Annotated in this window: 28 protein-coding genes; 18 read left to right on the top strand and 10 right to left on the bottom strand. The window is 31.1% G+C overall.

All coding sequences use genetic code 11. From position 1 onward, the window contains the following. Positions 1-54 precede the first annotated feature (54 nt). The 3 genes from Q0829_RS04790 to Q0829_RS04780 all read right to left on the bottom strand — a co-directional run bounded on the left by Q0829_RS04790 (position 55) and on the right by Q0829_RS04780 (position 1,767). Complete coding sequence (locus Q0829_RS04790; protein WP_298540542.1) at positions 55-861, bottom strand: TerC family protein; 807 nt, start codon at positions 859-861, stop codon at positions 55-57. Further along, positions 861-1,238: a DNA topoisomerase IV gene (locus Q0829_RS04785; protein WP_298540540.1), complete on the bottom strand. Its 378-nt coding sequence runs from the start codon at positions 1,236-1,238 to the stop codon at positions 861-863. The genes Q0829_RS04790 and Q0829_RS04785 overlap by 1 nt, the downstream gene beginning before the upstream one ends. A gap of 79 nt (positions 1,239-1,317) precedes the next feature. Further along, positions 1,318-1,767 carry a helix-turn-helix transcriptional regulator gene (locus tag Q0829_RS04780; protein ID WP_366892764.1) on the bottom strand — a complete coding sequence of 150 codons (450 nt, stop codon included), beginning with the start codon at positions 1,765-1,767 and terminating at the stop codon, positions 1,318-1,320. Positions 1,768-2,182: 415 nt separating this feature from the next. Here Q0829_RS04780 and Q0829_RS04775 point away from each other — a divergent pair, with 415 nt between their 5' ends. The 6 genes from Q0829_RS04775 (at position 2,183) to Q0829_RS04750 (ending at position 9,550) form a co-directional block, all read left to right on the top strand. Then, entirely contained in the window at positions 2,183-3,340 is a 1,158-nt protein-coding gene (locus Q0829_RS04775; protein WP_298540536.1) for a M14 family zinc carboxypeptidase, read from the top strand. Between the two features lie 75 nt (positions 3,341-3,415). Continuing rightward, positions 3,416-3,895, top strand: coding sequence for a winged helix-turn-helix transcriptional regulator (locus Q0829_RS04770; RefSeq protein ID WP_118456411.1), 480 nt, complete (start codon positions 3,416-3,418; stop codon positions 3,893-3,895). 100 nt (positions 3,896-3,995) lie between these two features. After that, positions 3,996-6,578: a phosphoenolpyruvate carboxylase gene (locus Q0829_RS04765; protein WP_298540534.1), complete on the top strand. Its 2,583-nt coding sequence runs from the start codon at positions 3,996-3,998 to the stop codon at positions 6,576-6,578. A 389-nt stretch (positions 6,579-6,967) separates the two neighbouring features. Beyond that, positions 6,968-7,783, top strand: coding sequence for a hypothetical protein (locus Q0829_RS04760; protein WP_298540532.1), 816 nt, complete (start codon positions 6,968-6,970; stop codon positions 7,781-7,783). Positions 7,784-7,819: 36 nt separating this feature from the next. Then, on the top strand, positions 7,820-8,431 hold the full coding sequence (locus tag Q0829_RS04755) for a hypothetical protein (protein ID WP_298540530.1): 612 nt from the start codon (positions 7,820-7,822) through the stop codon (positions 8,429-8,431). 450 nt (positions 8,432-8,881) lie between these two features. Beyond that, entirely contained in the window at positions 8,882-9,550 is a 669-nt protein-coding gene (locus tag Q0829_RS04750) for a DUF6090 family protein (RefSeq protein ID WP_298540528.1), read from the top strand. Positions 9,551-9,644: 94 nt separating this feature from the next. On the opposite strand, the gene Q0829_RS04745 is transcribed toward Q0829_RS04750, so the two are convergent. Both Q0829_RS04745 and Q0829_RS04740 read right to left on the bottom strand, forming a co-directional pair. Beyond that, positions 9,645-10,502, bottom strand: coding sequence for a type II CAAX endopeptidase family protein (locus Q0829_RS04745; RefSeq protein ID WP_298540526.1), 858 nt, complete (start codon positions 10,500-10,502; stop codon positions 9,645-9,647). After that, positions 10,502-10,864, bottom strand: a complete 363-nt coding sequence (locus Q0829_RS04740) for a cupin domain-containing protein (RefSeq protein WP_366141943.1) — start codon at positions 10,862-10,864, stop codon at positions 10,502-10,504. Before Q0829_RS04740 ends, Q0829_RS04745 begins: the two co-directional genes overlap by 1 nt. A gap of 174 nt (positions 10,865-11,038) precedes the next feature. Between Q0829_RS04740 and Q0829_RS04735 the strand changes: the two genes are divergently transcribed. The 7 genes from Q0829_RS04735 to Q0829_RS04705 all read left to right on the top strand — a co-directional run bounded on the left by Q0829_RS04735 (position 11,039) and on the right by Q0829_RS04705 (position 16,213). Continuing rightward, the gene (locus tag Q0829_RS04735; protein WP_298540523.1) at positions 11,039-11,314 is read left to right on the top strand and encodes a helix-turn-helix domain-containing protein; all 276 of its coding nucleotides are present in this window, start codon (positions 11,039-11,041) and stop codon (positions 11,312-11,314) included. 176 nt (positions 11,315-11,490) lie between these two features. After that, entirely contained in the window at positions 11,491-12,120 is a 630-nt protein-coding gene (locus Q0829_RS04730; RefSeq protein WP_298540520.1) for a hypothetical protein, read from the top strand. 565 nt (positions 12,121-12,685) lie between these two features. Then, a complete protein-coding gene (locus Q0829_RS04725; RefSeq protein WP_298540516.1) occupies positions 12,686-13,621 on the top strand; it encodes an AraC family transcriptional regulator in 936 nt (311 codons plus the stop codon). Positions 13,622-13,723: 102 nt separating this feature from the next. Beyond that, positions 13,724-14,767, top strand: coding sequence for a S41 family peptidase (locus Q0829_RS04720; protein WP_298540514.1), 1,044 nt, complete (start codon positions 13,724-13,726; stop codon positions 14,765-14,767). 72 nt (positions 14,768-14,839) lie between these two features. After that, positions 14,840-15,178, top strand: coding sequence for a DUF2834 domain-containing protein (locus tag Q0829_RS04715; RefSeq protein WP_298540512.1), 339 nt, complete (start codon positions 14,840-14,842; stop codon positions 15,176-15,178). Positions 15,179-15,267: 89 nt separating this feature from the next. Continuing rightward, positions 15,268-15,780, top strand: a complete 513-nt coding sequence (locus tag Q0829_RS04710) for a DinB family protein (protein WP_298540509.1) — start codon at positions 15,268-15,270, stop codon at positions 15,778-15,780. A gap of 61 nt (positions 15,781-15,841) precedes the next feature. Further along, a complete protein-coding gene (locus Q0829_RS04705; protein WP_298540506.1) occupies positions 15,842-16,213 on the top strand; it encodes a nuclear transport factor 2 family protein in 372 nt (123 codons plus the stop codon). Between the two features lie 28 nt (positions 16,214-16,241). Here the strand turns inward: Q0829_RS04705 and Q0829_RS04700 are convergent, their stop codons facing one another. From Q0829_RS04700 to Q0829_RS04685, 4 genes are read right to left on the bottom strand one after another with little or no spacing between them, the layout of a single operon-like run. Then, positions 16,242-16,871 (bottom strand): esterase, encoded by a 630-nt coding sequence (locus Q0829_RS04700; protein ID WP_298540504.1) that lies wholly within the window; start codon positions 16,869-16,871, stop codon positions 16,242-16,244. A 13-nt stretch (positions 16,872-16,884) separates the two neighbouring features. After that, positions 16,885-17,733, bottom strand: a complete 849-nt coding sequence (locus Q0829_RS04695) for an alpha/beta hydrolase (RefSeq protein ID WP_298540501.1) — start codon at positions 17,731-17,733, stop codon at positions 16,885-16,887. A gap of 2 nt (positions 17,734-17,735) precedes the next feature. Further along, positions 17,736-18,575 (bottom strand): alpha/beta hydrolase, encoded by an 840-nt coding sequence (locus tag Q0829_RS04690; protein ID WP_298540499.1) that lies wholly within the window; start codon positions 18,573-18,575, stop codon positions 17,736-17,738. After that, positions 18,572-19,135 (bottom strand): TetR/AcrR family transcriptional regulator, encoded by a 564-nt coding sequence (locus Q0829_RS04685; protein WP_298540497.1) that lies wholly within the window; start codon positions 19,133-19,135, stop codon positions 18,572-18,574. Before Q0829_RS04685 ends, Q0829_RS04690 begins: the two co-directional genes overlap by 4 nt. Before the next feature lie 87 nt (positions 19,136-19,222). On the opposite strand from Q0829_RS04685, the gene Q0829_RS04680 reads away from it, so the two are divergent. The 5 genes from Q0829_RS04680 to Q0829_RS04660 all read left to right on the top strand — a co-directional run bounded on the left by Q0829_RS04680 (position 19,223) and on the right by Q0829_RS04660 (position 23,889). Further along, positions 19,223-19,648, top strand: coding sequence for a hotdog fold thioesterase (locus tag Q0829_RS04680; protein WP_298540495.1), 426 nt, complete (start codon positions 19,223-19,225; stop codon positions 19,646-19,648). Position 19,649: 1 nt separating this feature from the next. Continuing rightward, positions 19,650-20,732: an isochorismate synthase gene (locus tag Q0829_RS04675; RefSeq protein WP_298540493.1), complete on the top strand. Its 1,083-nt coding sequence runs from the start codon at positions 19,650-19,652 to the stop codon at positions 20,730-20,732. Between the two features lie 44 nt (positions 20,733-20,776). After that, positions 20,777-22,501: a 2-succinyl-5-enolpyruvyl-6-hydroxy-3-cyclohexene-1-carboxylic-acid synthase gene (gene menD / locus Q0829_RS04670; RefSeq protein WP_298540491.1), complete on the top strand. Its 1,725-nt coding sequence runs from the start codon at positions 20,777-20,779 to the stop codon at positions 22,499-22,501. 103 nt (positions 22,502-22,604) lie between these two features. After that, a complete protein-coding gene (locus Q0829_RS04665) occupies positions 22,605-22,946 on the top strand; it encodes a DUF2853 family protein (RefSeq protein ID WP_298540489.1) in 342 nt (113 codons plus the stop codon). Between the two features lie 109 nt (positions 22,947-23,055). Beyond that, positions 23,056-23,889, top strand: a complete 834-nt coding sequence (locus Q0829_RS04660) for a S1-like domain-containing RNA-binding protein (protein ID WP_298540488.1) — start codon at positions 23,056-23,058, stop codon at positions 23,887-23,889. 47 nt (positions 23,890-23,936) lie between these two features. Here the strand turns inward: Q0829_RS04660 and Q0829_RS04655 are convergent, their stop codons facing one another. Beyond that, positions 23,937-24,425, bottom strand: coding sequence for a hypothetical protein (locus Q0829_RS04655; protein WP_298540485.1), 489 nt, complete (start codon positions 24,423-24,425; stop codon positions 23,937-23,939). Positions 24,426-24,523: the final 98 nt, after the last annotated feature.

The following is a 24,523-nucleotide window of genomic DNA, read 5'->3' as shown; positions in this document are numbered from 1 at the left end:
TTGTTTCCTTCAATAGGTGAGATCACCATAGTTTTCTCAAAAATGTAATAAATTTTAATTTTCTTGACCACTCAATTTTCCTTTTTTACGAAGTTTGAAGTTAATAAACTCTACAAATAACGAAAATGCAATAGTAAAATATAAGTATCCTTTAGGAATCGTACCAACCTCACTATCAAATAATTGTAAGTGCGCTAGATGTGCTGCTTCCGCAATCAACATAAACCCTATTAGAATCAAAAACGAAAGACCTAGAATCTGAATAGAAGGATGTTTGTTTACAAAACGACCAACTGGTGTTGCAAACAACATCATGATTAAAACAGAAATTATAACAGCGATAATCATTATAATCAGTGCGTCCGTTGGGTTGTCGCTTAGTCCATTAGTCATACCAACAGCAGTAAGTATGGAGTCAAAAGAGAAAACTACGTTGATAAGTGTGATTTGAACAATTGCTTTGGACAATGAACTTGAACTTTTTTCTTTAATTTCTTTCTCTTCTTCCCCTTTTTCGTCAACTTTTTCGTGAATTTCGTGAACACTTTTATACAGTAGAAATATTCCTCCTCCGAATAATATCAGAGACTGCCCACTAATTCCAGCTTCGATCCAAGGTAGGTTAATATGCCAGAAAGGAGCTTCCATTGCTACAAGCAAGGAAATACCAAAAAGTAATACAATCCTCATAACCATGGCTAGTAATAAGCCGATGTTGGTTGCTTTTTTCTGTTCTTTATTAGGTAATTTACTTGAGGCTATTGAAATGAATATAATATTATCAATACCCAACACAATTTCGAGAAAAGTCAATGTTAACAAGGCTACCCAAGCATCAGCAGTTGCGAAAATCTCTAACATTATTTTATTTTTTTAGCGGTTCCTCTTTGTTTATTTTTTTTAGCACCTACCAATCCATATTCGAAAGTATAAGTGTCTTTGTCAGTAGTTAATATTTTCATGTGAATTGCTTTTTCTTCTGCCATGTTTTTTGGATGTAGTTTCTTTACTACATACTCGCAGTCATTGATCCATCGAATACTAGCAGTATCGCTTTTGCCCTGAAAATAATCAATTTCGATAGAGTCATTACGCACAAATGTAGTTTTAGCAAGTTCTCCGTTTAGATAGGTTTCAAATTCAAAAGTACCAGTATGAAAATCTTTACAGTCCCTTTCCTGTTGATAACAACTGGAAAACAACACAGTAATAATAAGTAAAAAAGCAGGTCGCCACATAGCATTATAATAATGATAAACGAAAATAAATCTATTTAAACAGATTTTACAGCAACAGTGAGAAAAGTTGTTAAGATTTTTAATTCTTGTAAACATCAAAAGTACCGTCTTTATAGAAAAAAACAATTTGATTAATTTCTTTAGTAACAGAAGGAGTCTCGATGATCTGTTTTTCTTTGTTCTCTGTGATATCCGAAGTGTTATTTTGAATATCGGATTCAGGGAGGGAAAATAAATCTTGTTCAGGTTCTTTAGTATTTGGTGTTTCGGCTAGAGTAGGAGTTGTTGGTGTTATTTGAGAAATTGTCTCTATAGATTTGTTGCTCTCTTCAGATTTAGGAAATGTACCCTTACCATATAGCAACCAATATAATTCTGCTTCTGGATACGCTTCAGTAATTTTCATTACAAAATCTAAACTAGGTTTATTTCTACCAGAAAGAATATGAGAAATGGAAGAACGACCTACGCCCATAGCGTCGGCAAATCCTGAAGCTGAAACATGATAAAATTTCATGATTTCTTGTATTCTTTTTCCGAAAGCAGCTGTGTTGACGATTGTAAACAGTTTTAAATTAACAAAGTGATTACAAAGTTAAACAAATCAAATACAACATGAGTTTACAATTGTAATTTAATGATAAATAAAAGAATAATGTATTAAATTAAGAGTTTAATTTACTTAGTTTAATCAATTGAAAATAAAATAATTACTGTAAATAGTTTTAATTATTAATCTAATTGTTAATAACTCACAAGTTTTAGATAATTAAGCAGTATTATCTGTTTAACATTCTAAACAATTAAAATTTTCAAGTTGTTTACATATGTAAAAGCACACAATTTACAATTGTAAAAATCATTATGGTTTACATATGTAAAAACTATACTATTTGCTATGAATCTTCAGTAAACAGTAGTAATTTAGGCGCTTTAATTAGCTTATGGATGTTGATAAATTATCTCATTGGTTCGAAATTTATAAAGAACCATCTTTGTCAGGACGTTATATACATTTAGGACATATAGCTCCGCTTTTGGATGATCTTTCGAAAACAGTAAATATTGAAGTTTTAGGAGTTTCAGAAAATAATGCTCCTATTCATCTTATAAAACTGGGTAGTGGAAATAAGAAGTTATTGTTCTGGTCACAGATGCATGGAAACGAAAGTACTACTACAAAAGCAATGTTGGATTTTATAAATATGTTAATGGATGATTCTAATGATCTTTCCAAGCATATTTTGGCATCTTGTACTTTATATATGATTCCTATGTTAAGCCCTGATGGTGCTAAAGCATATACCAGACTAAATTATAATCAAGTAGATCTTAATAGAGATGCTCAGGATAGGACTCAAAAAGAAAGTGTTATACTAAACAACCTAATTCATAAGATTCGTCCTGATGTTGCTTTTAATCTTCATGGTCAGCGTACTATTTTTAGTGCGGGAGAAACTTATTTTCCCGCTACAGTCTCTTTTCTTTCTCCTGCAGGAGATAAAGAGCGTACTATTACTAATTGTCGTAAGATAGCTATGGAAATCATCTCTGAGATGAATTCTGTGTTGCAACAGTATATACCAAAAAGCGTGGGGAGGTATGATGATGGCTTTAATATTAATTGTGTGGGTGATACTTTATCCGATATGGGGATACCTACCATATTATTCGAAGCGGGACATTATGCTGATGATTATGATAGAGATAAAACCAGAACCTATATATTCTATGCACTGGTTACTGCGGTTCGATATATTTCAGAGAAAAATATAACAGGAAATAAGTATGAAGAATACTTTGATATTCCTGAAAATGGAAAATGTTTCTATGATATTATTATTAGAGATGTTATTCTTGATAAAAAAAATGTAGATATAGCGATTCAGTATACTGAGCAATTATCCGAAAATGATATTAAATTCATTCCAAAAATTGTTAAAATTGAGAATTTAGGAAATTTTTATGGTCATAGAGAAATTATCGGTAACAAAAGGACGATATATAACGAAAACGTTACAGTAGAGGTACTTCCGGAAAATGAGTTGTTAAAATTCCGCCTAAACGATGAATTATTCTCAACAGAATTGAGAAAAAGTTGAAAAAAAATGTATGAAAACATTATTTTTCTGTTATTTTTGCAATGTAATTAATCGGGAAAATTTATTAGAATTACTATGGCAAAATTTAAATTAGACGAAGTAGATCACCAAATATTAGACATGTTGATCGAAAATACACGTACTCCTTTTACGGATATTGCAAAGAAATTACTGATTTCTGCCGGTACGGTACATGTGCGTGTAAAGAAAATGGAAGAAGCTGGAATTATTGAAGGATCTTCTTTAACATTAGATTATAAAAAATTAGGGTATTCTTTTATTGCGTATGTAGGTATATATCTTCAGAATACATCACAAACTAAGTTTGTATTACAAAGAATTAAGGAAATACCATTTGTTACTGTTGCGCATATTACAACGGGTAAATTTAATATCTTTTGTAAAGTAAGAGCAAAGGATACGAATCATGCGAAGGATATTATTTTCCAATTAGATGATATCGATGGTGTGTACCGTACAGAAACTATGATTTCGTTAGAAGAAAGTATAAATGATAAGAAACGTTTGATGCATTCTATCTTTCAAGAAATGTAAAGGGCATTCTATTCAAACATATAAACCCTTTAGGAACCAATCTTAGAGGGTTTTTTAATGTAAAATAATTTATTAATCAACCATATTCGTAACCACAATTATGGCAAGACAACCAAAAATAGAACGTTTTAACCATAACGTTCTTACTAAATATCAGATATACAACAGTATATTTATTACGTTACCTTTTGATGAGATCACTAATACAGGTGTTTTATTACCACTGTTTAAAGAGGTTTGTGAAAAAGGGTATGATGAAAAGAAAAATCCTTCAGAAATTGTAGAAAATTTTTTCAAGCTATATCAGGATAATCCTTCTGATAATGATAAACACGATCTTTTATTTAGGTTTATCCAGTATATAGAACGTCAGGTAGTATTATTTGATGCGATTGAAGATGCAGCTTTCCCTGTTGTTAATAATATGGACGGTCGCGGTACGCTAAGAAGTATTAAAGAAGAAGCACAGGCAAAGGGACAATTAGAAGAATTAAAAGATTATCTAAGAAGGTTTAAGATTAGACCAACCTTAACAGCACATCCTACACAGTTTTATCCAGGAACCGTGTTAGGGATTATTCATGATCTTGATACTGCTATCCGAGATAATGACTCGCAAAGAATCAAAAAATTATTAGCCCAATTAGGTAAAACGGCTTTCTTTAAAAAAGAAAAACCGACACCATATGATGAAGCGGTAAGTTTGATTTGGTATCTCGAAAATGTTTTTTATCATTCGGTAGGGACGATCTATAATTATATTCAGCAGAACATTTTTCAGGGAGAAGATCTGGAAAACGATCTTATTAATCTCGGGTTCTGGCCTGGTGGGGATAGAGATGGTAATCCTTTTGTAACGACAGAGACAACACTTAAAGTTGCAAAAAGATTGCGAAAAACAATTCTTATCAATTATTATAGAGATATGCGTAAACTAAAGCGCAGAATCACTTTTGGAAACCTACAGGATAAGCTCGGAGTTCTGGAGGAAGCATTATACGATAATTTTTATTATGCAAAAACTGCAGAACCTTTATCGATTGAAACATTAATGAATGGTTTGCTTGAAGTAAGAGAAGAATTGATTAACAAACATCAATCACTCTTTTTGGAAGAATTGCAGGATTTAATTAATAAAGTTAAGATTTTCGGATTCCATTTTGGGACCTTAGATATCCGTCAGGATTCTAGAGTACACCATAGTGTTCTTACAGAGATAGTAAAAAAGACTAACGATTTAGGGTTAGGTTTCTTTCCTGATAATTATGATTCCTTATCAGAAGAAGAGCAGATACAAGTATTATCCAATGTTACTGGAAAATTAGATCCATCGGTACTAGATGATGATATGGCAAGAGCAACAATGGAATCTATCTACGCTATACAAACCATACAGCAAAATAATGGAGAACGTGGAGCAAATCGTTACATTATTAGTAATAACGGAAGTGTTCTTAATGTGATGGAGACCTTTGCGATGATTAGATTAAGTGATTGGGAGCAACCATCAGTAGATGTGATACCGTTGTTCGAAACCGTTCCAGATCTGGAAGTTTCTCATCAAGTTATGGAGGCATTATATAGTAATCCTGTATACATGGAGCATCTAAAACGTCGTGGAATGAAGCAAACAATTATGCTTGGTTTCTCTGACGGAACAAAAGATGGAGGATATCTAATGGCAAATTGGGGTATTTTTAAAGCTAAAGAAGCGTTAACTGAAATGTCAAGAAAATATGGTGTAAAAGTCATATTCTTTGATGGTCGTGGAGGACCACCAGCAAGAGGAGGAGGAAACACCAATCAGTTTTATGCATCACTAGGGCCAACGGTAGAGCATGAACAAATTCAGATAACAGTTCAGGGACAAACAATTAGTTCTAACTTTGGAACTTTAGATTCGTGTCAGTATAACCTAGAACAATTGTTAGGTGCAGGTGTGGAAAATCAATTAACTGATAATGAGGCTAATTTGTTTTCTAAAGAGAACAAAAAGACCATGCAGGAATTGGCAGATGTTAGTTACCAAACCTATGTAGATTTTAAGAACCATCCTAAGTTTTTACCATATTTGGAACACATGAGTACGCTTAAGTACTATGGAAAAGCCAATATCGGTAGTCGTCCTTCTAAACGAAGTAAAAGTAGTAGCTTAGATTTTGGAGATTTACGAGCAATACCATTCGTAGGTAGTTGGAGTCAATTAAAACAAAATGTTCCTGGATTCTATGGTGTGGGAACTGCTTTAAAAACCTATGAAGACAGAGGAGAGTTTGATAAGATAACAGCACTATACAAAGGGTCTGCTTTCTTTAGAGCTTTGGTGGGTAATAGTATGATGAGTTTGACTAAATCATTTTTTCAGCTTACTGCCTATATGAAAGACGATAAGGAGTATGGTGCTTTTTGGAATATTATTCATGAAGAATATGAGCTAACCAAGCGTCTTTTATTGAAATTAACAGGATATACTGAGTTGATGGAAAACGAGCCAGCAGGTAAGGCATCCATTGATATCAGAGAAAATATTGTATTGCCATTACTTACCATTCAGCAATACGCTCTGAAGAAGATTCAGGATATTACCCGATCAGGTAAGGATACAGAAGATTTAGAAATCTATGAGAAAATGGTGACTCGTTCGTTATTTGGTAATATCAACGCCAGTCGTAATTCGGCATAGGAAACTATAATTTTTATGTAAAGACCACAGCAGTAATGAATTGCCCCCAAAAAGTTAGATACTATTTGGGGGTATTTTTATGTATAGAAAAGTAAAGTTCAGTTTAACATTTAAGAAAGAGTGTTTAGATTTGATTATTTTAGGTAATCATTCTATGAATAGTATTTCAAAACAAAAAGGTATCTCTAGGCACATGTTAAATACATGGTTAGATCTCTATAATCAAAAAGGGGTAGAAGAATAAAAACTACTGCTAACAATGTGCATAATTTATTGTTAGTTAGAACCTACAGGGGGAAGTCCTCGTGGACTTTCTATTCGTGATTTATTTGCTAACTTTAGTGCTTAAACACACAACATACTTATACATTAGACCGTCGTATTCAATTATGAAAAAATCATTACTATTAATATGTATGTTATCATTTATAAATCTTTATTCTCAGGATAAACAGCAAGATTTATTGGTGAAAAATAAAATAACAAAGAAAATAATTCAAGGATTTGAGTATAAGAATGACTCTCTAATTAAACAAACTTATCTCGTTGACGATTTAGATAAATTCGGTAACACAATATCATTTAAAGAATACGATTTAAATAATTCATTAATAAAAGAAACTAAATACAAATTTTCAGATGATGGAATGACCGAATATGGAGAAATGCGTGATAAAGAAGGTAGCTTAAAATATTCTATGGTTACTATCAAAAATAAAGAAAAACGTTCAATTAGGCGCATGCAAATAAACCCAAAAGGAGATACACTTGTTGAACAAATATGGATTAGAGATAAGAACCTGAATGATAGTATTCTATTTAGGATAAGAAATGGAAAACGAATTTTAAGCCAAAAATGGAATTATAATCAAGATGGTATTCTCAATTCGAAAAAGCGTTATGATAAAAATGGTGACGTATTGTTGAGCGAATCATTTACATATCAAAAAAATGGAAATTGTATAAAGAAAAAGAATAGTAGAAGTAAGTTAGTTTCAATTAGATGTATTGAAGGAAATAAAGAAACTTGGAAAATTCTTAAAAACAGTGAAGGCTATAGTTCGGGAATAAAAGTTATTTCGGAAAAAGGAGGTGAAAGAATTGTAACCAAATCAGAAAATGGATTTGTTGAAAAAATTGAATATTTTTCGAAAAAAGCAAAGTTGTTAGCTAAAGTAAAGTATACTTATTTAAAAAATAACTAAGTTCAATGTCTCATCTATATTATTTGAGCTCACCATATGGAAACTTCAAAAACTTTTTTTAAAAATACAACGATTGATAATCCAAAAGTCTTAATGGAGGATATAAAGCAATGGCTAATTCATCAAGAGATTATATCATCAAAAGAGCAGCCATTAGAGCTAGAAGCACCTAACACCTATTATGGAGGTATAAATTATAAGAATATAATAGAAGAAGAAGGTTTTTATGGAAAGGTTGAGTTCGTTGCTAAAAGAACTGAAATAATGCATAGAGTAGGTTGGGATTGGGGTGTAGATTTTTTATTACCAGATGTTGTTTTATGCCCTCAATGCAAAAAAGATTTAATAAAAGGAATTGACCCTGCAACCTTTTATGGAGAAAATAATTTAGAACAAGACCCTAATGGAATTAGAATTTTACAAGAATTAAGAGCTGGTATTTCATTATGGGAATCAAATGAGGAAGTTAATATTACCTGTTATAACTGTGGTGTTCAAAACTTGATTGAAGAGTATGATTACAACAACAGTTTAATTTTTACAAATTTTGCTATTATTTTTTGGAACTGGCCAAAATTAAAACCAGAATTTAAAAATACTCTGATAAACAAATTAGGTGTGGATACAACATTATTTATTGATATGTAAAACAATTTATAAGAAACTTGTAGGTTATCTGTTTTAAATACAAGTCACTATATATGTTTACTACTAACACTCTTGACAAAGTTACAATTACTGGTCAATTAATATGCAACTTTGGAATTTCAAGCACTCCAGGATAGATTATATTTTAGCAAAAAGAAATAATTATTTCAGAAAACACCTTGTATCCAGATGGAGATATGTATCACTACACAGCAAATGAAGAGTATATCCCTTAATTAGAAAGTAATTAAAAAATAAACGGTTCATCTAAAATAAACAACAACTGCTAATGGTGTATATAAAAAACAGTAGCGTAAGTACTTAATTCAAGGCGAGTTTTATATATTTATCTTCAGTTATAAATAGGAAAAGTAAATATGTGAGAAATTGCTGCTTTAGAAGAGTAAGAGAAGGATGATAAAATTTTTAAAAAAAATTAGACGAAACCTCTTGAGTGAAAACAAGTTTAAGAAATATTTGATCTATGCTTTCGGAGAGATTATACTTGTCGTATTTGGAATTTTAATAGCAGTATCAATAAATAACTGGAAACAATCTATTGAGTTAAAAAAGGTGGAGCAAAATTTATACGGCGACCTTAAACAGGAATTAGAAACTGATTTAGGAGAAGTAAAAGATAATCTTGATTATAACCACCAATATTTATTGAGATACAACCGCGCAAGCGAAATAATCCTAAATGATTCTCAAAGGTTATTGGCAGATACTTTGGCAGTTATAGCAACAGAACTCACCAATTTTTCGGATTTTAAAAATGATCAATCAGCTTACAACAAATTAGCCGCAAGTGGTAAACTAGAATTAATATTGAACAAAGAGGTTCTAATGCGTTTACAAAACCTTGGAATACTTTACAATTATATTAATAGGTTAGAGAAAAATCAAGAACAATTTATGTATACAATTGTTCCTAAAATCTCCAAATATTTAAGAATAAAACCGTTTAAGGTAATGATGCCAGAACAATTGTATGACTACAAATTTCATAATGATATTGAGTTTATGATAAAAATAGGAGTAGAAAAGGATGGGTTATATAAACAAGCCGAGAACGATTTAAATCACTTAATTAAAGTATTGGAAAGAGAATTGAATTAAAAACAAATACTAACAATAAAAAAACGAGATTAAAACAATCATTTCTTCCGACCTATAAGCATACTTCAAAAGTAACAAAATCGGACTTTTAATATTATGAAGCTTTTTTGTACGTAAGAGTTTTTAGCTTACCTTTTTTCTTGCAAATCCAATAAAGATAAGAGGCGAGTATCGTCATAAAAAGAATGGAGAAAAAAGAGTCTTCTATCCCAAACTCAGAGCCTATAAATAAACTAGGTCCACTAAATTTACTAGATACTAAAGCATTAAAATTAGTATCACCAGAAAGAGGTGTACCATACACTATCTGGGTAAAATTCCAACTAAAATGAAAAAAGAATGGTAACCAAAGCCTTTGTGTATACGTATACAAAAGACTTAAAACAACGCCTAGTATTATCACGAACCAGACTGAAGTAATCGTAGCATTTACATTCGCATAATGTAATACACCAAAAAATAAAGCCTGACTTAATGCGATGTTAGTACCAAATCGTTCTTCTAGAATTCTATAAATAATTCCACGGAAAATAACTTCTTCAAACAAAGCCGCCGATACTAATAATGTAAGCGGTAGTAATATAACTGATAATTCATTAAAACTATATACTTCAAAATATCCCAAAAGGTATAGTATGCCTACACAAAGTGAAATGAGTCCAAAACCACTAGAAATACCAATTGAGAAATCTTTTCTAATTTTATTCAGGGATAATTCGTGAACCTTCCTTTTCTCTAAAAATTTATAGAAAACATAATAAATACTGATGATCACAAAACCAGATATTAAATTCTGGATTCCGTCTTTTATTTCTTGAGAATCTAGAATTAACCCAAGTATTGGCTGAGATATAGCTTTTTTAATAATTAATACACCTGAGATGCATATAATAATTCCTAAGGCTATTCTTAGGATCCAATGTTGTATAATTTTTCTTAATTTAATATTCATTATATCCATTTGAATTTTGATACTGTTTGTTCACAATATGTATCTCCTGTATGTTTTATTTCTGATGGCTCAAATAGTACTAACCAACATTCTTCTTGGGCTATAGGTTTATGTTTTATTCCTCTGGGAACAATAAGCATTTCACCTTCTTTAATCGTTTTTTCTGAATTTTCAAAACATATTTTTATAGACCCTTTAATAACATAAAACAACTCATCTTCATGCTCATGAGTGTGATAAACTAGTTCTCCTTTTACTTTTACAACTTTAATTTGTTGTCCATTCAATTCTGCTACTATTCGTGGATTCCAATAATCCTGAAATAAATCATATTTCTCTTTTAGATGAAATGTTTTGATCATGGTTTTATGCTATTTAGGTCTAAAGCTACTTCATAAGTTCCATTTGCACAAGTAGTTATTTTAATATAACTTAGTCTTTAAATTAGACTAATACTGTTATTACTGATTAAATTTTAAAATAAAAACATGAATAAAGACAAGATAATGTATGATAATTGTCCAGTTGTATATTGTATGACAAAGATTGGAGGAAAATGGAAGCCCATAGTTTTATATCTAATTTCTAAAGATCTTAATCGTTTTGGGAAACTATATAAAAGAATTCAAGGTATAAGCAAACAGATGTTAACCACACAATTAAGGGAACTTGAAAGAGATGAAATTATAGTTAGAAAAATTTATGCGGAAATTCCACCAAGAGTCGAATATTCTTTAACAGAGACAGGTGATTCATTAATGCCTATTATTCAGAGTATGCAGCAATGGGGTAAGGAAAATAAAATTAAATAGGAGTTTATGAAGTTAATCATTGCTGAAAATACTTAATAAAATAAATGAAAGTTTCTATTCTGTTAGTAATTGCCAACTTGTTAACTTAAACTATTTAAAAAATATCTAAGTGAGTATTAAGGTTAACCAATACGTTACGCAACCTATTTCATTTTGTAACATCTAAAAAGAAAGAAATGTTTAAGAAAGTACTCAAATTTATATGTATTGCGCCATTATTAATGGCTTTTCAATGCGATGATGAAATTGGAAACCAACTAAGGTTTAATCCTTATAAAATAAATATAACACCAAATGCTACTTTATCTTTAAACGATACAATTTGGATTACGGCTAGAGTTTCATCAAAAGTTTATGATTTATCAACCAACGATTCTATTTTTAACGAAGATCCAAATAAGATCTTTAATCAATTTACACTTTTTAAATTAATAGAACCTATAAATGATAGGGCTGCAAACACTGAAGGGGCTATACATAAGTTTGATATAATTTATGATATAGGAGATTACTCTCCTAGAACCGTTTGCGAAAATACCAAAAAAACAATATTTCCAGAATTGAATAATGATGGTTCGTTATATATGTATAGAATAGGATTAAAACCACTAGTTGTTGGGGATTACATGATTAATTGGCCTTCGATTAATAGTGCAGTTGTTCAAAATGAAAATAGGAATGAATCTATTATCGAAAATTATCAAATAGAAAATCGTCCATACCAAATTGATTTTAATCAATGCGGCAATCGTTCTGTATTATTTATAGATGAAACTGAAAGGATCTATTTTTTCAGCATTCGATAAACATTTTATAATTTTTAACAAGCATAATTTTAAACCTTTCTGAGAGTTTTTTCATTTTTATAATGACTGCTAAATCAATTGATTTACAACTTCATTTTTGTTTTTTGATAGTTGTTAGTTTTTAGTGTACTTTGAAATAAAAGATGAAACTAAACTTTTCCCTGAATGCTTACTCAAAAGTTTAGTACTTTTAATTTATAGGCTGCCTATAGTAAAAAACCTAATGGCAATTATTACAGAATATAACAAATGAAACTCCAAGAACCAGATTATACATTAATAAATTAAAGTTAATCATATTCATTGAGTACAACAGAATCTTGTAAATTTACAGGATGATTTCTAAAACTCAGGTACAGTTTTTACGTAAACCATTCATCTATAAAAAAATGATACAATAGACTATAATGTTTTAAATATCATAGTTCTTTTTGGAGGAATACAAGGATTTACATTGTGTCTTTATTTGCTTTCCAAAAGAAGAGAGAATAAAAGAGCATTTAATTATTATATGTTATTTTTATTTTCCTTATCCTTTTATAATCTAACATATGCATTCTTGTATATGAATGTAGATTCAATAGGGTTTATTCCTTTAGCTTCTTTTCCATTTCCTTATAAGTATCTAATTGGTGTGGGCTTTTATTTCTATATAAAAAGCCAAATTAATAAGAAGATAGACGTTATTTCTTCAATCGAATATTTACTATTTATTCCTGCTATTTTGTATGGAATATTAAGAGCTTACTGGTATGTTATGCTCCATAGCGGTATTGACGAATATATCTTTTATAGAGTGTATCAAACTGGATTTTTCTTGTATAATGATTTTGCCTATCTAATTTTCAATCTACTACTGATGATTAGTGTTCTAGGGTTTATAAAGAAGAATAAAGACAGGATAAAGGGATCTGTGTCAATACGTAAAAATTGGGAATGGTTGGCGATATTCTCCTGGATGTTTATTGTGTTTATTATACTTAATATATTACATCAGGTTATTGCAGTACTTTTTAATCTTCAGGATAGTGGAGAATTTTATTATATAATATTAGTTTTAAATTCTGTCTATATATATTGGATAGGTTTTATTGGTTTTACTAAATCTAATCTGTTGTTTAAAACTTTTAATCTAAAAGATCAAAAAGAAGAGGATCAAGGTGATTTGTTAAAAAACAGCATCGAACATTATATGAAGAATGAAGAAGTTTTTACCAATCAAAATCTTAAAGTTTCAGATGTAGCTTCTTTATTATCTATATCCGAAAAAGAACTCTCCTTATATATTCATGATATCTATCATATGTCTTTTACAGATTTTATAAATACCTATAGAATAGAAAAAGTAAAATCATTGTTAGTTTCTTCTGAACAAGAAAAATTCACATTGTTAGCGATTGCAGAAAAATCCGGTTTCAGTTCTAAATCTTCGTTTAATTCTGTGTTCAAAAAAATGACAGGTTTAACTCCTACTCAGTATAAAGCAAACCATAAAAACTAATATGTCCAGTATTTATTTTCTGGACATTATTCCGCTGTTTCCTAAGTTATTTTCCTATAAAAGCCAATAGTTTTGAAATCATAAAATTTTAAAACTATACTTATGAGAAAATTATTTTTAGCCGTGATGATTAGTGTTTCTATACTATCTTCAAAGGTCTATGGTCAACAAAAAGTTATGTCAGTTCAGGATAGTATTAATGTGTTCTATGATCAGTTTTTTGAAGAACTAGAAGCTAATTACTTATATCGAAAAAACGTTAATTGGAGCCAAATAAAGCCATATATAAAAAAGGAAGCACTAAAAAGTGGAACCTTTGAGAAATCATTAGAGATCAGTTCAAAACTTTTTGACACTATACGAGGAGATCATTTATTACTATTTTCAGAAAAAGGAATGTATCAAAGTAATCTCAAACGAAAAATTGTAAAAGAAGACTTACATAAAAGCTTACTCATAGCATATAGTGAAGAACCAAAATTTGAGGTAAAAGTAATCAATGATCATTATGGGTATGTTTTTATTCCTGGGATGCTTTTACTTAACGCTACGGAGAAAGAGTTAAATGAAAGGGCACAAAAAATATACGATGCTATCTTAGAATTGAATAAAACTAAAAAAATCAAAGGATGGATCATCGATTTGAGATTAAACATAGGAGGCAATTCTAATGTTATGTTAGCTGGATTATATCATTTAATAGGAGATAACACCGTTTCATTGTATTTAGATGCAGATAAAAATGTAAAAAACCGTTCGGGTCTGCATAATGGTATTTACTATGAGGATCAAAAAATACAAGCACGTGTAAAGACAATTCCAAAACCTAATACCGAAATTCCTGTTGCTCTAATTACAGGAGTGATGACTGCTAGTGCGGGAGAGTTTGTGGCTTTAGGGTTTAGAGGAAGAAAAAAATTAATCATTATAGGAGAGGAGAGCTTTGGACTGACTACAGCTAATGATTTATTTGAGTTACCATTTAAAACAAAAGCTGCAATTACATTAAGCTATGCAACAGATAGATCAGCAGTATTTACCAACAATATTGAACCTCAAATAGAAATTGTTAAAGAGGCTAATTTTCAAGATTTAGAAAAAGACAAAAATATTATCGAAGCAATTAAATTTATAGATAGTAAGTAATGGAAGTATCTACTTAGAGTATTTGTTTAATTAAATATGTTTTAAATTAGATAAAGTTTTAAAACCATACTTATGAAACTTAAATACGTATTTTTTTTATTAGCTATTTTCGGACTATGTTATACTTGGTATTTTAACATTCAGTTTTATATAAACGCCGAAGATACCTCTCTTTTAAACTATATTGCTCAAACAAAAACTACATTTCCGGCTAAATCATTTAATGCAGATTTATTAGTTGTTGTATTTACTTTTTTTGTTTGGTATATCCCGGAAGCTATTAAATTAAAAATGAAACATTGGTGGGTATTTATACCATTAACTTTTATGGTAGCTATAGCATTTGCCTTTCCACTGTTTTTATATTTTAGAGCACGTAGGTTGGAAAAAATGGCAGTGATTGAAGAGTGAGATGTGTGTAGATAATAAAGAACTGTTAATGATTTTATGGATTGAAATAAGAATTAGTACATTTCTACTTTATTTATAAATAATAATGTATGCAGTCTTTACTAACTTCGGGAGAGTATAATCCTTATTACGGTGTATTTATTGATCAAGCTGAAAACGCTAATATTGTGACAGGCTTACAACAAAGTAAACAGAAATTCATTGATTTTGTAAACGCTATTTCTGATGAAAAATTAACATATGCCTATGCTGAAGGGAAATGGACAGTTGCCGAAGTGCTCCAACACATAATTGATACAGAACGCATTTTTTCTTATAGAGCGCTTCGTTTTGCCAGAAATGACAAAAGCCCATTGATTGGTTTTGATCAAGACGAATACGTTCCTAATTCTAATGCGAATAATTATAGTAAGAAGGAATTCATAGAAGATTTTGAAGCTGCTAGAAATAACTCGATTGGATTATTCAAAAGCTTTACGCAGAATATGTTAACCGAAATAGGAGAAGCTAGTGGTAGCCCAATGAGTGCGAGAGCGGCAGGTTACATACTTTCGGGTCATCAGAAACATCACCTGAATGTAATTAAAGATCGATATTTATAATTTGCAAGGCCTATCAGTTTTAAAAAAATGGTAGGTCTATGTGTTTTTATCAACAAATGAAATGACTAAAGAAGAAGTAGCAAGAAAGTATCTTTTCTTTTTAGAAAAAGGAGAGATGGATAAGGTAGTTGATTTGTTTACAAGGGATGGTGTGGTAGAGTCTCCATTATATGGAGTGCTTTCTGCCAAAGAATTTTATAAAACCTTAGCAGCAGATACAAATTCCTCTAAACTTAGTTTTGACGGATTGTTCTTTGAAAAGAATACGAATAGGGTTTCTTTGCTTTTTGATTATGTGTGGGTCCTAAAAAATAATAAAACTGTTGAGTTTAAAGTAGTAGATATTTTAGAGCTTACTTCTGAAAACAAAATCAAAAAGTTAATCATTATTTATGATACGGTGAATGCTAGAAGTTTGATAGACACATTATAAAGTTTTTTTTCTTTAAATTACTTTAATTTCAAACAATATTCTTTAAAGATTCTATATCTAATTCGTGACCTCCAGGATGTGATCTAAATGCTATCTGTGGTAATATACCCTCTACTCGAATTTTTTCGGCTTCTACTTTGGCAATTTCAAAATAAGGATCCTTATCTCCTAAAATATGTGTTACACTAGTTTTGCTAGTCAAAAATGTAAAATCTTCTTTCCCTAATTCTTTCGGAAAACCTCCAGAAATCATTACAAAACCATCTGGTTGTATTTTTCTACTGGCAATCCATCTACTTGCAATACTTACACCTTGTGAATATCCAAGAACAACAAACTTAGCAGTAACGGGAAGTTTTTCTTCTTCAATAACAGCATCTATATAATTGAGTACATTTTTTGTTTCGGTTTTTGTGTTTTCCTTAGTGAGCCAGCTAGATCCTACTTTCTTATAATCATTATTTTTGTAATATTTAGAAGGAGCTTGCGGAGCAATGATATAGTTTTTATTAGCATCCAGACTTTGGAATAATCTGATGAAATATCTACTTAGATAGCCGATCCCATGAAAGACTAACCAAACGGTTTCTGTTTCAGAAGTTAATTTATTTAAAGTGTCGTAGGTATTTGTGGATTGATAAACAACCTCTTTTTGCATAACTAATAGCTTTTTATAGTTGGAACCATTCATCGATTAAAGGCCACAAGATATTCTGATTTTTCTTTCTAAAAAAATCAAAATGCCCAATTGTTTTTAGATTATAATCGGATGGTTTTAAGTGTTTTCTAATGGTTTTAGCATTTTTGTATACTTGATCGCTTAATATGTCTACTGATTTTCTGGGAGCAAAAAGGTCATCATCAATGCTTACTAGTAACATAGATTCTTTAATGTCCTGATAGTATGTTTTAGAGCTTCCTTTGGTAAAATGTAACATGGAATCAGGATGTAACAGGAAAGTTGCCCAATCTTTAGCAGCTTTTGTGGTTAGTGGTCTTCCTAATCCGAACCAACTTGATGGGTAGTATCCCAAAATAGAAGTAGTTAGAGGAACAAATATCTTAAAGTTTAGATATATCAAAGCACGCATTCTTGGAGTGAAATGTTTATAAAACCCAAACTGAGAACCAATCGTAAGATATTTGTCATAATATTGAAACGCATCACTAAAACCTACGCTATTTCCACCATAACTATGACCTATCATATATTGTATATTGTCAGGGAACTCCTCTTTTGCGTATTTGGATACTGCTTTAAAATCCATCGCCCAAGAAAAGAAACCATGCTCTTTTAGGGATTGAATACTTTGTGATGTTGAAGATCCAATACTACGATAATCAAAAGTAAAGACATTACATCCCTTTTCTGCTAGGTATGTAGCCATATTAAAATAGAAATTTTGAGGAACAGCTACGGCTGGAGCAAATACAATGGTCTTATGATTAGATAATTTTGGAACAAATTCGTGAACCGAAATTGGGTAGTTATCGGTGGATTTAACAGTGTATGATTCCATTACTACGATTTTAAAATTGAGTTTTGTTGTAAATATTGTTCAGTTTGTGAGTCGAAAAAAGTCACAATTTTATTGAAGTAATCATGTCGAGACTTTGATTTTGGTATCTGAGCATGTTTTGCGTTAGAAATAACGTGTAATTCTGACTGGATTGGTATAGCTTGATTAAAACAATATCCTGCATCATCTTTAATGAGTTCATCCTTATCTAGATATATAAAAAGAACTTTTTGTAAACTATGAGCATCTTTAATCCTATCAATCATCCGTATTTTCTTTTTTAACTTAGGATTAAGAGTATTTAGTGTCTTTAAAGCAAAATTTGCAAAAGGATATTGAACCCAGAAATCATCAAGTGTGTTAGCGGCACTTTCTATAATAGCAAAGTCATAATGATGCTTTTCTGCAAAGGCAATAGTGGCCCATTGTCCGCCTAATGAGATCCCAAAATACCCTAGAGGAGTATTCGGGAATAGGTCCTTAGCAATATTTCCTGCCGAAATTATATCTTCGTGATAATAGAAATTTCCGACTTCACTTTCTCCAAATCCATTGATGTCAAAAATGAATACATTATAACCTTGATTTCTTAGTATATCGGTATATCCATTTTTAAGAAAATAACCTTTAGCTTCTTTTCCCATCGGATGACCTAATACTATCGTGGCTTTAGGTAGATCAGAAATAGGTGATGAGTACATTCCTTTTAATAAAGCGCCTGATTTGCTTTTAAAAGAAATAAAAGTCCATTCTTTGTTTTGTTCTTCAGATAACGGGCTTTTCCAAGGTATCATAAAACGTCCGAAAAATGGTTTTTTTGCAATTCTATAGTATGTTTTCATTGTTTCAGAATTATTTTTTCCATTCTGGAAACTGCATTGTTAATGTATTTGTGATCATTATAAATGCGCATTAATAATATTCCGCCTTCAAGATCTTGAACCATTTGTTCTGCAAGTGCTAGTGATTCTTCTTTAGAATAGTTAGGTTCTAATAAAACTTGCAGTCCAGCTATAAAATCTTCAAAAAAATAAAGAATCTCATCTTTATAAATAGGGTCAAGGTGAGCGCTTTCCAGGGCAGTGTTTGCCATAATACAACCGCTATGAGCATTTTTAAACATTTTGTCTATAAGCTCGTGTACTTTTTTAAGCTTTTGTTCAATAGAAAGATTATTGTTTTCAATTACTTTAAATAGATTATGCTTAAAATAACTATTTACGGTAGCCAGCACTTCTTTTATCAATTGTTCCTTATTACTAAAATAATAATAGAAGTGCGATTTTTGAATTTCGCAGGCTTTGGCCAACTCACTCATGCTGCTTTTAGATATACCACGTTCTCTTAATATAGGAATCACCTTGCTGAGAACTTCTTCTTTTGATGTCTTGACTTTCGGCATTTTATTGAACGTTCGTTAAAATAATAAATAAATATAGTTAGAATTATTTAATGTCAATGTTTATTTTTACTTAAAATTTTTAAAAGTATGCAATTAACTGAAGAGGAAATATTGAAAAAATGCGCAGAGATGTGCAAGAATACACTGATGGAAACATTAGATATTTCTTTTTGTGAAGTAGGTAAGGACTATTTGATTGCCAAAATGCCCGTTACCCCAAAAGTTCATCAACCTGACGGTGTGTTACACGGTGGTGCAATGGTAGCATTGGCAGAAAGTGTAGGTAGTGCGGCTTCACATATGTTCCTAGATACCAAAGAATTTTACATAAGAGGTTTAGAGATTTCTGCCAATCATGTAAAAAGTGTAAAAAATGGGTATGTGTATGCAAGAGCAGAGGTTTTACACAAAGGAAGAACTACTCAACTTTGGGATATCAAATTACGCGATGAGGAAGATAGTTTGATCTCTATTGTAAAATTAACCACCATTGCATTGACTAAATCCAGATAATATGGATGTTTCAGCAATATATGCTAAAATCCAATCTCAATTGGATAAACAATTACCATTTGTTGTATATAGAAAATCTGGAGAAGAAGAAGTGAATTGTTTTCTTCAAAACGATGATCAGCTGTATGAAATGAACTCATATGAGACTTCTGGTTTTGTTTTCGCTCCATTTGATAGTGAAAACAAAACAATAATAATACCGACAAATATAAGTAGTTGCTACAGAGCGGTTATGCGATCCGAGAGTAAAGTTGAAAATTATCATTATGATCAATCTTTCTCGGTTGAAGATGACCATAAAGCAAAAAAGGATCATCTAAAACTGGTTCAGAATGGAATTAAAGCCATTAATGATGGTTTCTTTAAAAAAGTAGTGTTATCCAGAAAAGAAGAAGTGTCTTTTCCTAAGGAAGATTATTTAGAAGTCTTTCAAAAGCTAATTGATAGTTATGCTGATGCTTTTGTGTATTATTGGTTTCATCCAGCAGTAGGAATCTGGTTAGGAGCAACTCCAGAGACCTTAGTTACCATAAGGGAAGATCAATTTTTTACAATGGCGTTAGCCGGAACTCAGACTTATGAAAGTTCTTTAGAAGTAGATTGGGGAGAAAAAGAGATAGAAGAACAAGCTATGGTAACAGATTTTGTTTTGAATGAACTTTCATCTAAAGTAAATAGTATTGAAAAATCAAACACATATACATATCGGGCAGGCACGCTGTTACATCTTAGAACAGATATTAAGGGTTTTTTAAAAAATAAAGATTCTAACGTAGAAGATATTATCAAAGTATTGCATCCCACACCTGCGGTATGTGGTTTGCCTAAAAAAACTGCAAAATCTTTCATTCTTCAGAATGAGTCGTATGATCGAAAATATTACACAGGTTTTCTTGGTGAATTACATATGAATAAAAATGAAAAAACGGAGTCTAATTTATATGTAAATCTTCGTTGTATGGAGATGTCTTTTGGTAAAGCAAACATTTATGTAGGAGGAGGTATCACCAAAGACTCTATCTCCGAAAAAGAATGGGAAGAAACTGTACGAAAGACTGAAACTATGAAAAAAGTTTTGCATTAAAACACTGGCTTTAATTACCGCTATATTGTAATTTAGCTACTCGAATGAAGAAACAATTATATTCCAAAATTCCTTTGTCGCAAACTATTGTTGCTTTGTGTGAATCAAAAGGAATTCATCATATTGTAATATCTCCAGGATCCAGAAATGCACCGTTAACTATTGGTTTTACTGAAAATCCTGATATGCACTGTTATAGTATTGTTGATGAGCGGTGTGCCGCTTTTTTTGCGTTGGGAATTGCACAACAGCTTAAGCAGCCTGTAGCGCTGGTGTGTACATCGGGTAGCGCATTGTTAAACTATTATCCAGCGGTTTCAGAGGCTTTTTATAGTGATATTCCTTTGGTAGTATTAAGTGCCGATAGACCTATTGAACGTATTGATATAGGTGACGGACAAACGATACGGCAAAAAAATGTATTCGAAAATCATATTCTGTATTCTGCGAATTTATATTCTGAAATTGTACCAGAAACGGAAATAGACGACCTTAAGATAAAGCAAAAACAACACGAAGCGCAAAAGCATAATGAAAGAGAAATCAACCTGGCTCTTAACGTTTCTATAGAAAAAAGCGGTCCAGTTCATATTAACGTTCCTTTCTATGAACCATTATATGATACAATTGATCAACCAACGATTTCCCCTAAGAATATTCCTGTTGAGCGAGTGGAGCAGCGTATATCAGATGCTTTACGATCGAGCATGCTTGCTGAATGGAATAAAGCGAAACGTAAAATAATATTGATAGGTGTTAATGCACCAAATAGTATTGAGCAAAGGTGGATAGATCATTTTGCCAAAGATTCTTCTGTGTTGGTTTTGACAGAAACCACATCAAATATTCATCATACTAGCCATATTAATTGTATTGATCAGTTAATTACATCTCTGAAAGAAGAAGAATTTAGAGCATTGCAACCTGAGGTACTACTCACTTTTGGAGGAATGGTAGTTTCTAAACGGATCAAAGCCTTTTTTAGAAACTATCAGCCTAAAATTCATTGGCATATTGATGAGAAGAAGGCTTATGATACATATTTCTGCCTAACAGAGCATATAAAAATGAATCCTAATTCCTTTTTTTCTGATTTTCTTCCAGATACTGTACCTATAAAAAATAATTATAAGTCATTTTGGATTTCTCTAAGAAACCAAAGAAGAGAGCGACATGCTGAATATTTAGAACATATAGATTTTACGGATCTAAAAGTTTTTGAAACACTTTTTAATCATATTCCGGATGATCAGATGATTCAGTTAAGTAATAGTTCTACGGTACGATATGCACAATTATTTTCATTGAATCCTTCTTTTAAAGTATATTGTAATAGAGGAACAAGTGGTATTGATGGAAGTACATCTACCGCTATCGGTGCAGCAGTAGCTTCAGGGATTCCTACAACCTTGATCACAGGAGATCTTAGCTTCTTTTATGATAGTAATGGATTATGGAATGATAATATCCCTTCTAATTTTAAAATTATTCTAATTAATAATAGTGGAGGAGGAATTTTTAGAATTTTACCGGGTAAATCAGAGACGGATAATTTCAGTACTTATTTTGAGACGAAACATAATCTTACTGCAGAGCAGCTATGTAATATGTTTGGTTTTAAATATATGCAGATAAGTGAAATAAAAGGGCTAGTAGCAGGAATTGAAAGTTTATATCTAAACAACGATTCACCGCAGTTATTGGAAGTTTTTACACCAAGAAAAATGAATGATAGTGTTTTAATCGATTATTTTAGGTATTTTATCTAAAAATCACCAGAGAATATAATTTATAAATGAATTATTCATTTATAAATAAGTTATATTTGAGATAACATAATAAATTAACTAAAACCTAAAACATTATCACCTTATGAGTAAAAGAGACGAATTAATCACTAAGTATGCGGCTGATATCAAAGATAAAATTGGTCAGACACCAGATGTAGATTTTTTAACTAAAGTTACGATTGGTTGTGGACCATCTATTTATAATAAAGACGCTGCTACCGTATCTGGTAGTGATGCTGCAGAATTAGAAACAGTAAAGAAAAATTTCTTGATCAAAAAATTAGGGCTTTCTGATGGGCCAAAATTAGATGAAGCAATTGCTTCTGTGATGGATGCTTATGGTAAATCTAACAGAAATAAGTACAGAGCAGTAGTGTATTATCTTCTAGCTAAACACTTCAAAAAAGAGTCTGTATATAAATAAAAATAGCAGCTCATAAAAGAATAAAGGGTGTTCTCTGATGAACACCTTTTTTTGTTTTAATATGGTACATAGGAAGATTAAACAATTATCTTTGCGCAAAAAATAGAACATGCTTAAGCTCGGTAAATATAATACATTAGAAATCGTAAGAGAAAGGGATCAAGGGATTTATCTAAGTGATGATGATGGGAATGAAGTGTTATTGCCTAATAAATACGTTCCGGATGAATTTATGATTAGGGACGAAATTAAGGTGTTTTTATATTTAGATCATGAGGAGCGTATTGTTGCTACTACCTTAGAACCCTATGCTGTGGTTAATTCATTTGCTTACTTGAAATGTACTACAGTTTCTGATATTGGTGCTTTTATGGATTGGGGACTAGAGAAAGAACTTTTTATTCCCTTTAGAGAGCAAGCTTCTAAGATGAGAATTGGTAGTTGGTATCTAGTTTATGTGTATTTAGATGAAGAGACAAACAGACTCGTTGGTTCTAGTAAGACGAATGCTTTTCTTGATAATTCTCTAGTATTGTTATCTGCCTATGATGAAGTAGATTTAATGGCATCACATCCTTCTCCGTATGGTTGGAATATGATTGTAAATCAAAAACATTTGGGGCTGGTATACGAAGATGAAATTTTTCAAAAGATTACTCCAGGAGACCAGCTAAAGGGTTTTGTGAAAAAAGTACGTCCTGACGGTAAAATAGATCTTACGTTACAAAGGCACGGATATAGAGCTATAGAACCAAATGCACAACAAATATTGAATGAGTTAAATAATAGAGGAGGCTTTATAGATCTTAATGATAAGTCGAATCCTGATGATATTAAAGAAGTTTTTCAATTAAGCAAGAAAAGCTTTAAGAAAGCAATCGGTTCTTTATATAAAGCCAAAAAAATCGTTATAGAAAAAGACGGTATTCGATTGGTGGAATAAAGTTTCTTATCACAAATGTTTTTGGTAGAAGTACCTTTAAAAAAATATTAGTTTCTAATCCTTGATGTTAAAGGCAATCCAGTTACAGGACAATAGATTCCTGTATAAGTGCTGGCGTCTCTATAGGCTGTGTTTTTAACACCGCCATTATTAGTACTACTGCTATTGTAACCACCGTTTCCAGTGATTGTTATTCTGGCATTACTTTTTACAGTACTAGGAATAGCTACAGCATAATCAGATTGAATGAATTTATTCTCCGGAAGAAGTAGGATAGGAGTATCATTTTTCAAATGCTGCTTTCGTAAATCTACAGAAAGATCTATTTCCATCAGCTGATAAGTACCAACGGATACTATTGGTTTAATAAATGATAAAGAAGGCGTGATTTCTTTGTGCTCAATGGTGTACATAAAATCATTTTCTGATAAATGTGTGTTCATTTCATCCCATGAAATAGAAAAAGAAGTTTTTTCTTGCCCATAAGAAGTAAAGCCGATACAAGCTAAAAGTAATCCCAAAAAGATCCTTATCATAATATTTACTTTATGTAATTCGATTAAAAATATCAAAAATCGTGCAAAACCTATGTTAATTTAGTAGAAAGTTAAAATAATATTGATTTTTTAACTTG

It is taken from the genome of uncultured Aquimarina sp. (assembly GCF_947492405.1).
Classification (GTDB): domain Bacteria; phylum Bacteroidota; class Bacteroidia; order Flavobacteriales; family Flavobacteriaceae; genus Aquimarina.
This window is presented reverse-complemented; position numbering and strand designations above follow the sequence as displayed.

Coding starts and splice junctions, on each gene's coding strand:
- Q0829_RS04725 (WP_298540516.1), top strand. CDS start 12,686: ATGAATGTAGATTCAATAGGGTTTATTCCTTTAGCTTCTTTTCCATTT.
- Q0829_RS04705 (WP_298540506.1), top strand. CDS start 15,842: ATGACTAAAGAAGAAGTAGCAAGAAAGTATCTTTTCTTTTTAGAAAAA.
- Q0829_RS04760 (WP_298540532.1), top strand. CDS start 6,968: ATGAAAAAATCATTACTATTAATATGTATGTTATCATTTATAAATCTT.
- Q0829_RS04675 (WP_298540493.1), top strand. CDS start 19,650: ATGGATGTTTCAGCAATATATGCTAAAATCCAATCTCAATTGGATAAA.
- Q0829_RS04680 (WP_298540495.1), top strand. CDS start 19,223: ATGCAATTAACTGAAGAGGAAATATTGAAAAAATGCGCAGAGATGTGC.
- Q0829_RS04735 (WP_298540523.1), top strand. CDS start 11,039: ATGACAAAGATTGGAGGAAAATGGAAGCCCATAGTTTTATATCTAATT.
- Q0829_RS04765 (WP_298540534.1), top strand. CDS start 3,996: ATGGCAAGACAACCAAAAATAGAACGTTTTAACCATAACGTTCTTACT.
- Q0829_RS04775 (WP_298540536.1), top strand. CDS start 2,183: ATGGATGTTGATAAATTATCTCATTGGTTCGAAATTTATAAAGAACCA.
- Q0829_RS04690 (WP_298540499.1), bottom strand. CDS start 18,575: ATGAAAACATACTATAGAATTGCAAAAAAACCATTTTTCGGACGTTTT.
- Q0829_RS04655 (WP_298540485.1), bottom strand. CDS start 24,425: ATGATAAGGATCTTTTTGGGATTACTTTTAGCTTGTATCGGCTTTACT.
- Q0829_RS04755 (WP_298540530.1), top strand. CDS start 7,820: ATGGAAACTTCAAAAACTTTTTTTAAAAATACAACGATTGATAATCCA.
- Q0829_RS04785 (WP_298540540.1), bottom strand. CDS start 1,238: ATGTGGCGACCTGCTTTTTTACTTATTATTACTGTGTTGTTTTCCAGT.
- Q0829_RS04740 (WP_366141943.1), bottom strand. CDS start 10,864: ATGATCAAAACATTTCATCTAAAAGAGAAATATGATTTATTTCAGGAT.
- Q0829_RS04715 (WP_298540512.1), top strand. CDS start 14,840: ATGAAACTTAAATACGTATTTTTTTTATTAGCTATTTTCGGACTATGT.
- Q0829_RS04700 (WP_298540504.1), bottom strand. CDS start 16,871: ATGCAAAAAGAGGTTGTTTATCAATCCACAAATACCTACGACACTTTA.
- Q0829_RS04665 (WP_298540489.1), top strand. CDS start 22,605: ATGAGTAAAAGAGACGAATTAATCACTAAGTATGCGGCTGATATCAAA.
- Q0829_RS04790 (WP_298540542.1), bottom strand. CDS start 861: ATGTTAGAGATTTTCGCAACTGCTGATGCTTGGGTAGCCTTGTTAACA.
- Q0829_RS04770 (WP_118456411.1), top strand. CDS start 3,416: ATGGCAAAATTTAAATTAGACGAAGTAGATCACCAAATATTAGACATG.
- Q0829_RS04720 (WP_298540514.1), top strand. CDS start 13,724: ATGAGAAAATTATTTTTAGCCGTGATGATTAGTGTTTCTATACTATCT.
- Q0829_RS04685 (WP_298540497.1), bottom strand. CDS start 19,135: ATGCCGAAAGTCAAGACATCAAAAGAAGAAGTTCTCAGCAAGGTGATT.
- Q0829_RS04730 (WP_298540520.1), top strand. CDS start 11,491: ATGTTTAAGAAAGTACTCAAATTTATATGTATTGCGCCATTATTAATG.
- Q0829_RS04745 (WP_298540526.1), bottom strand. CDS start 10,502: ATGAATATTAAATTAAGAAAAATTATACAACATTGGATCCTAAGAATA.
- menD (WP_298540491.1), top strand. CDS start 20,777: ATGAAGAAACAATTATATTCCAAAATTCCTTTGTCGCAAACTATTGTT.
- Q0829_RS04710 (WP_298540509.1), top strand. CDS start 15,268: ATGCAGTCTTTACTAACTTCGGGAGAGTATAATCCTTATTACGGTGTA.
- Q0829_RS04695 (WP_298540501.1), bottom strand. CDS start 17,733: ATGGAATCATACACTGTTAAATCCACCGATAACTACCCAATTTCGGTT.
- Q0829_RS04660 (WP_298540488.1), top strand. CDS start 23,056: ATGCTTAAGCTCGGTAAATATAATACATTAGAAATCGTAAGAGAAAGG.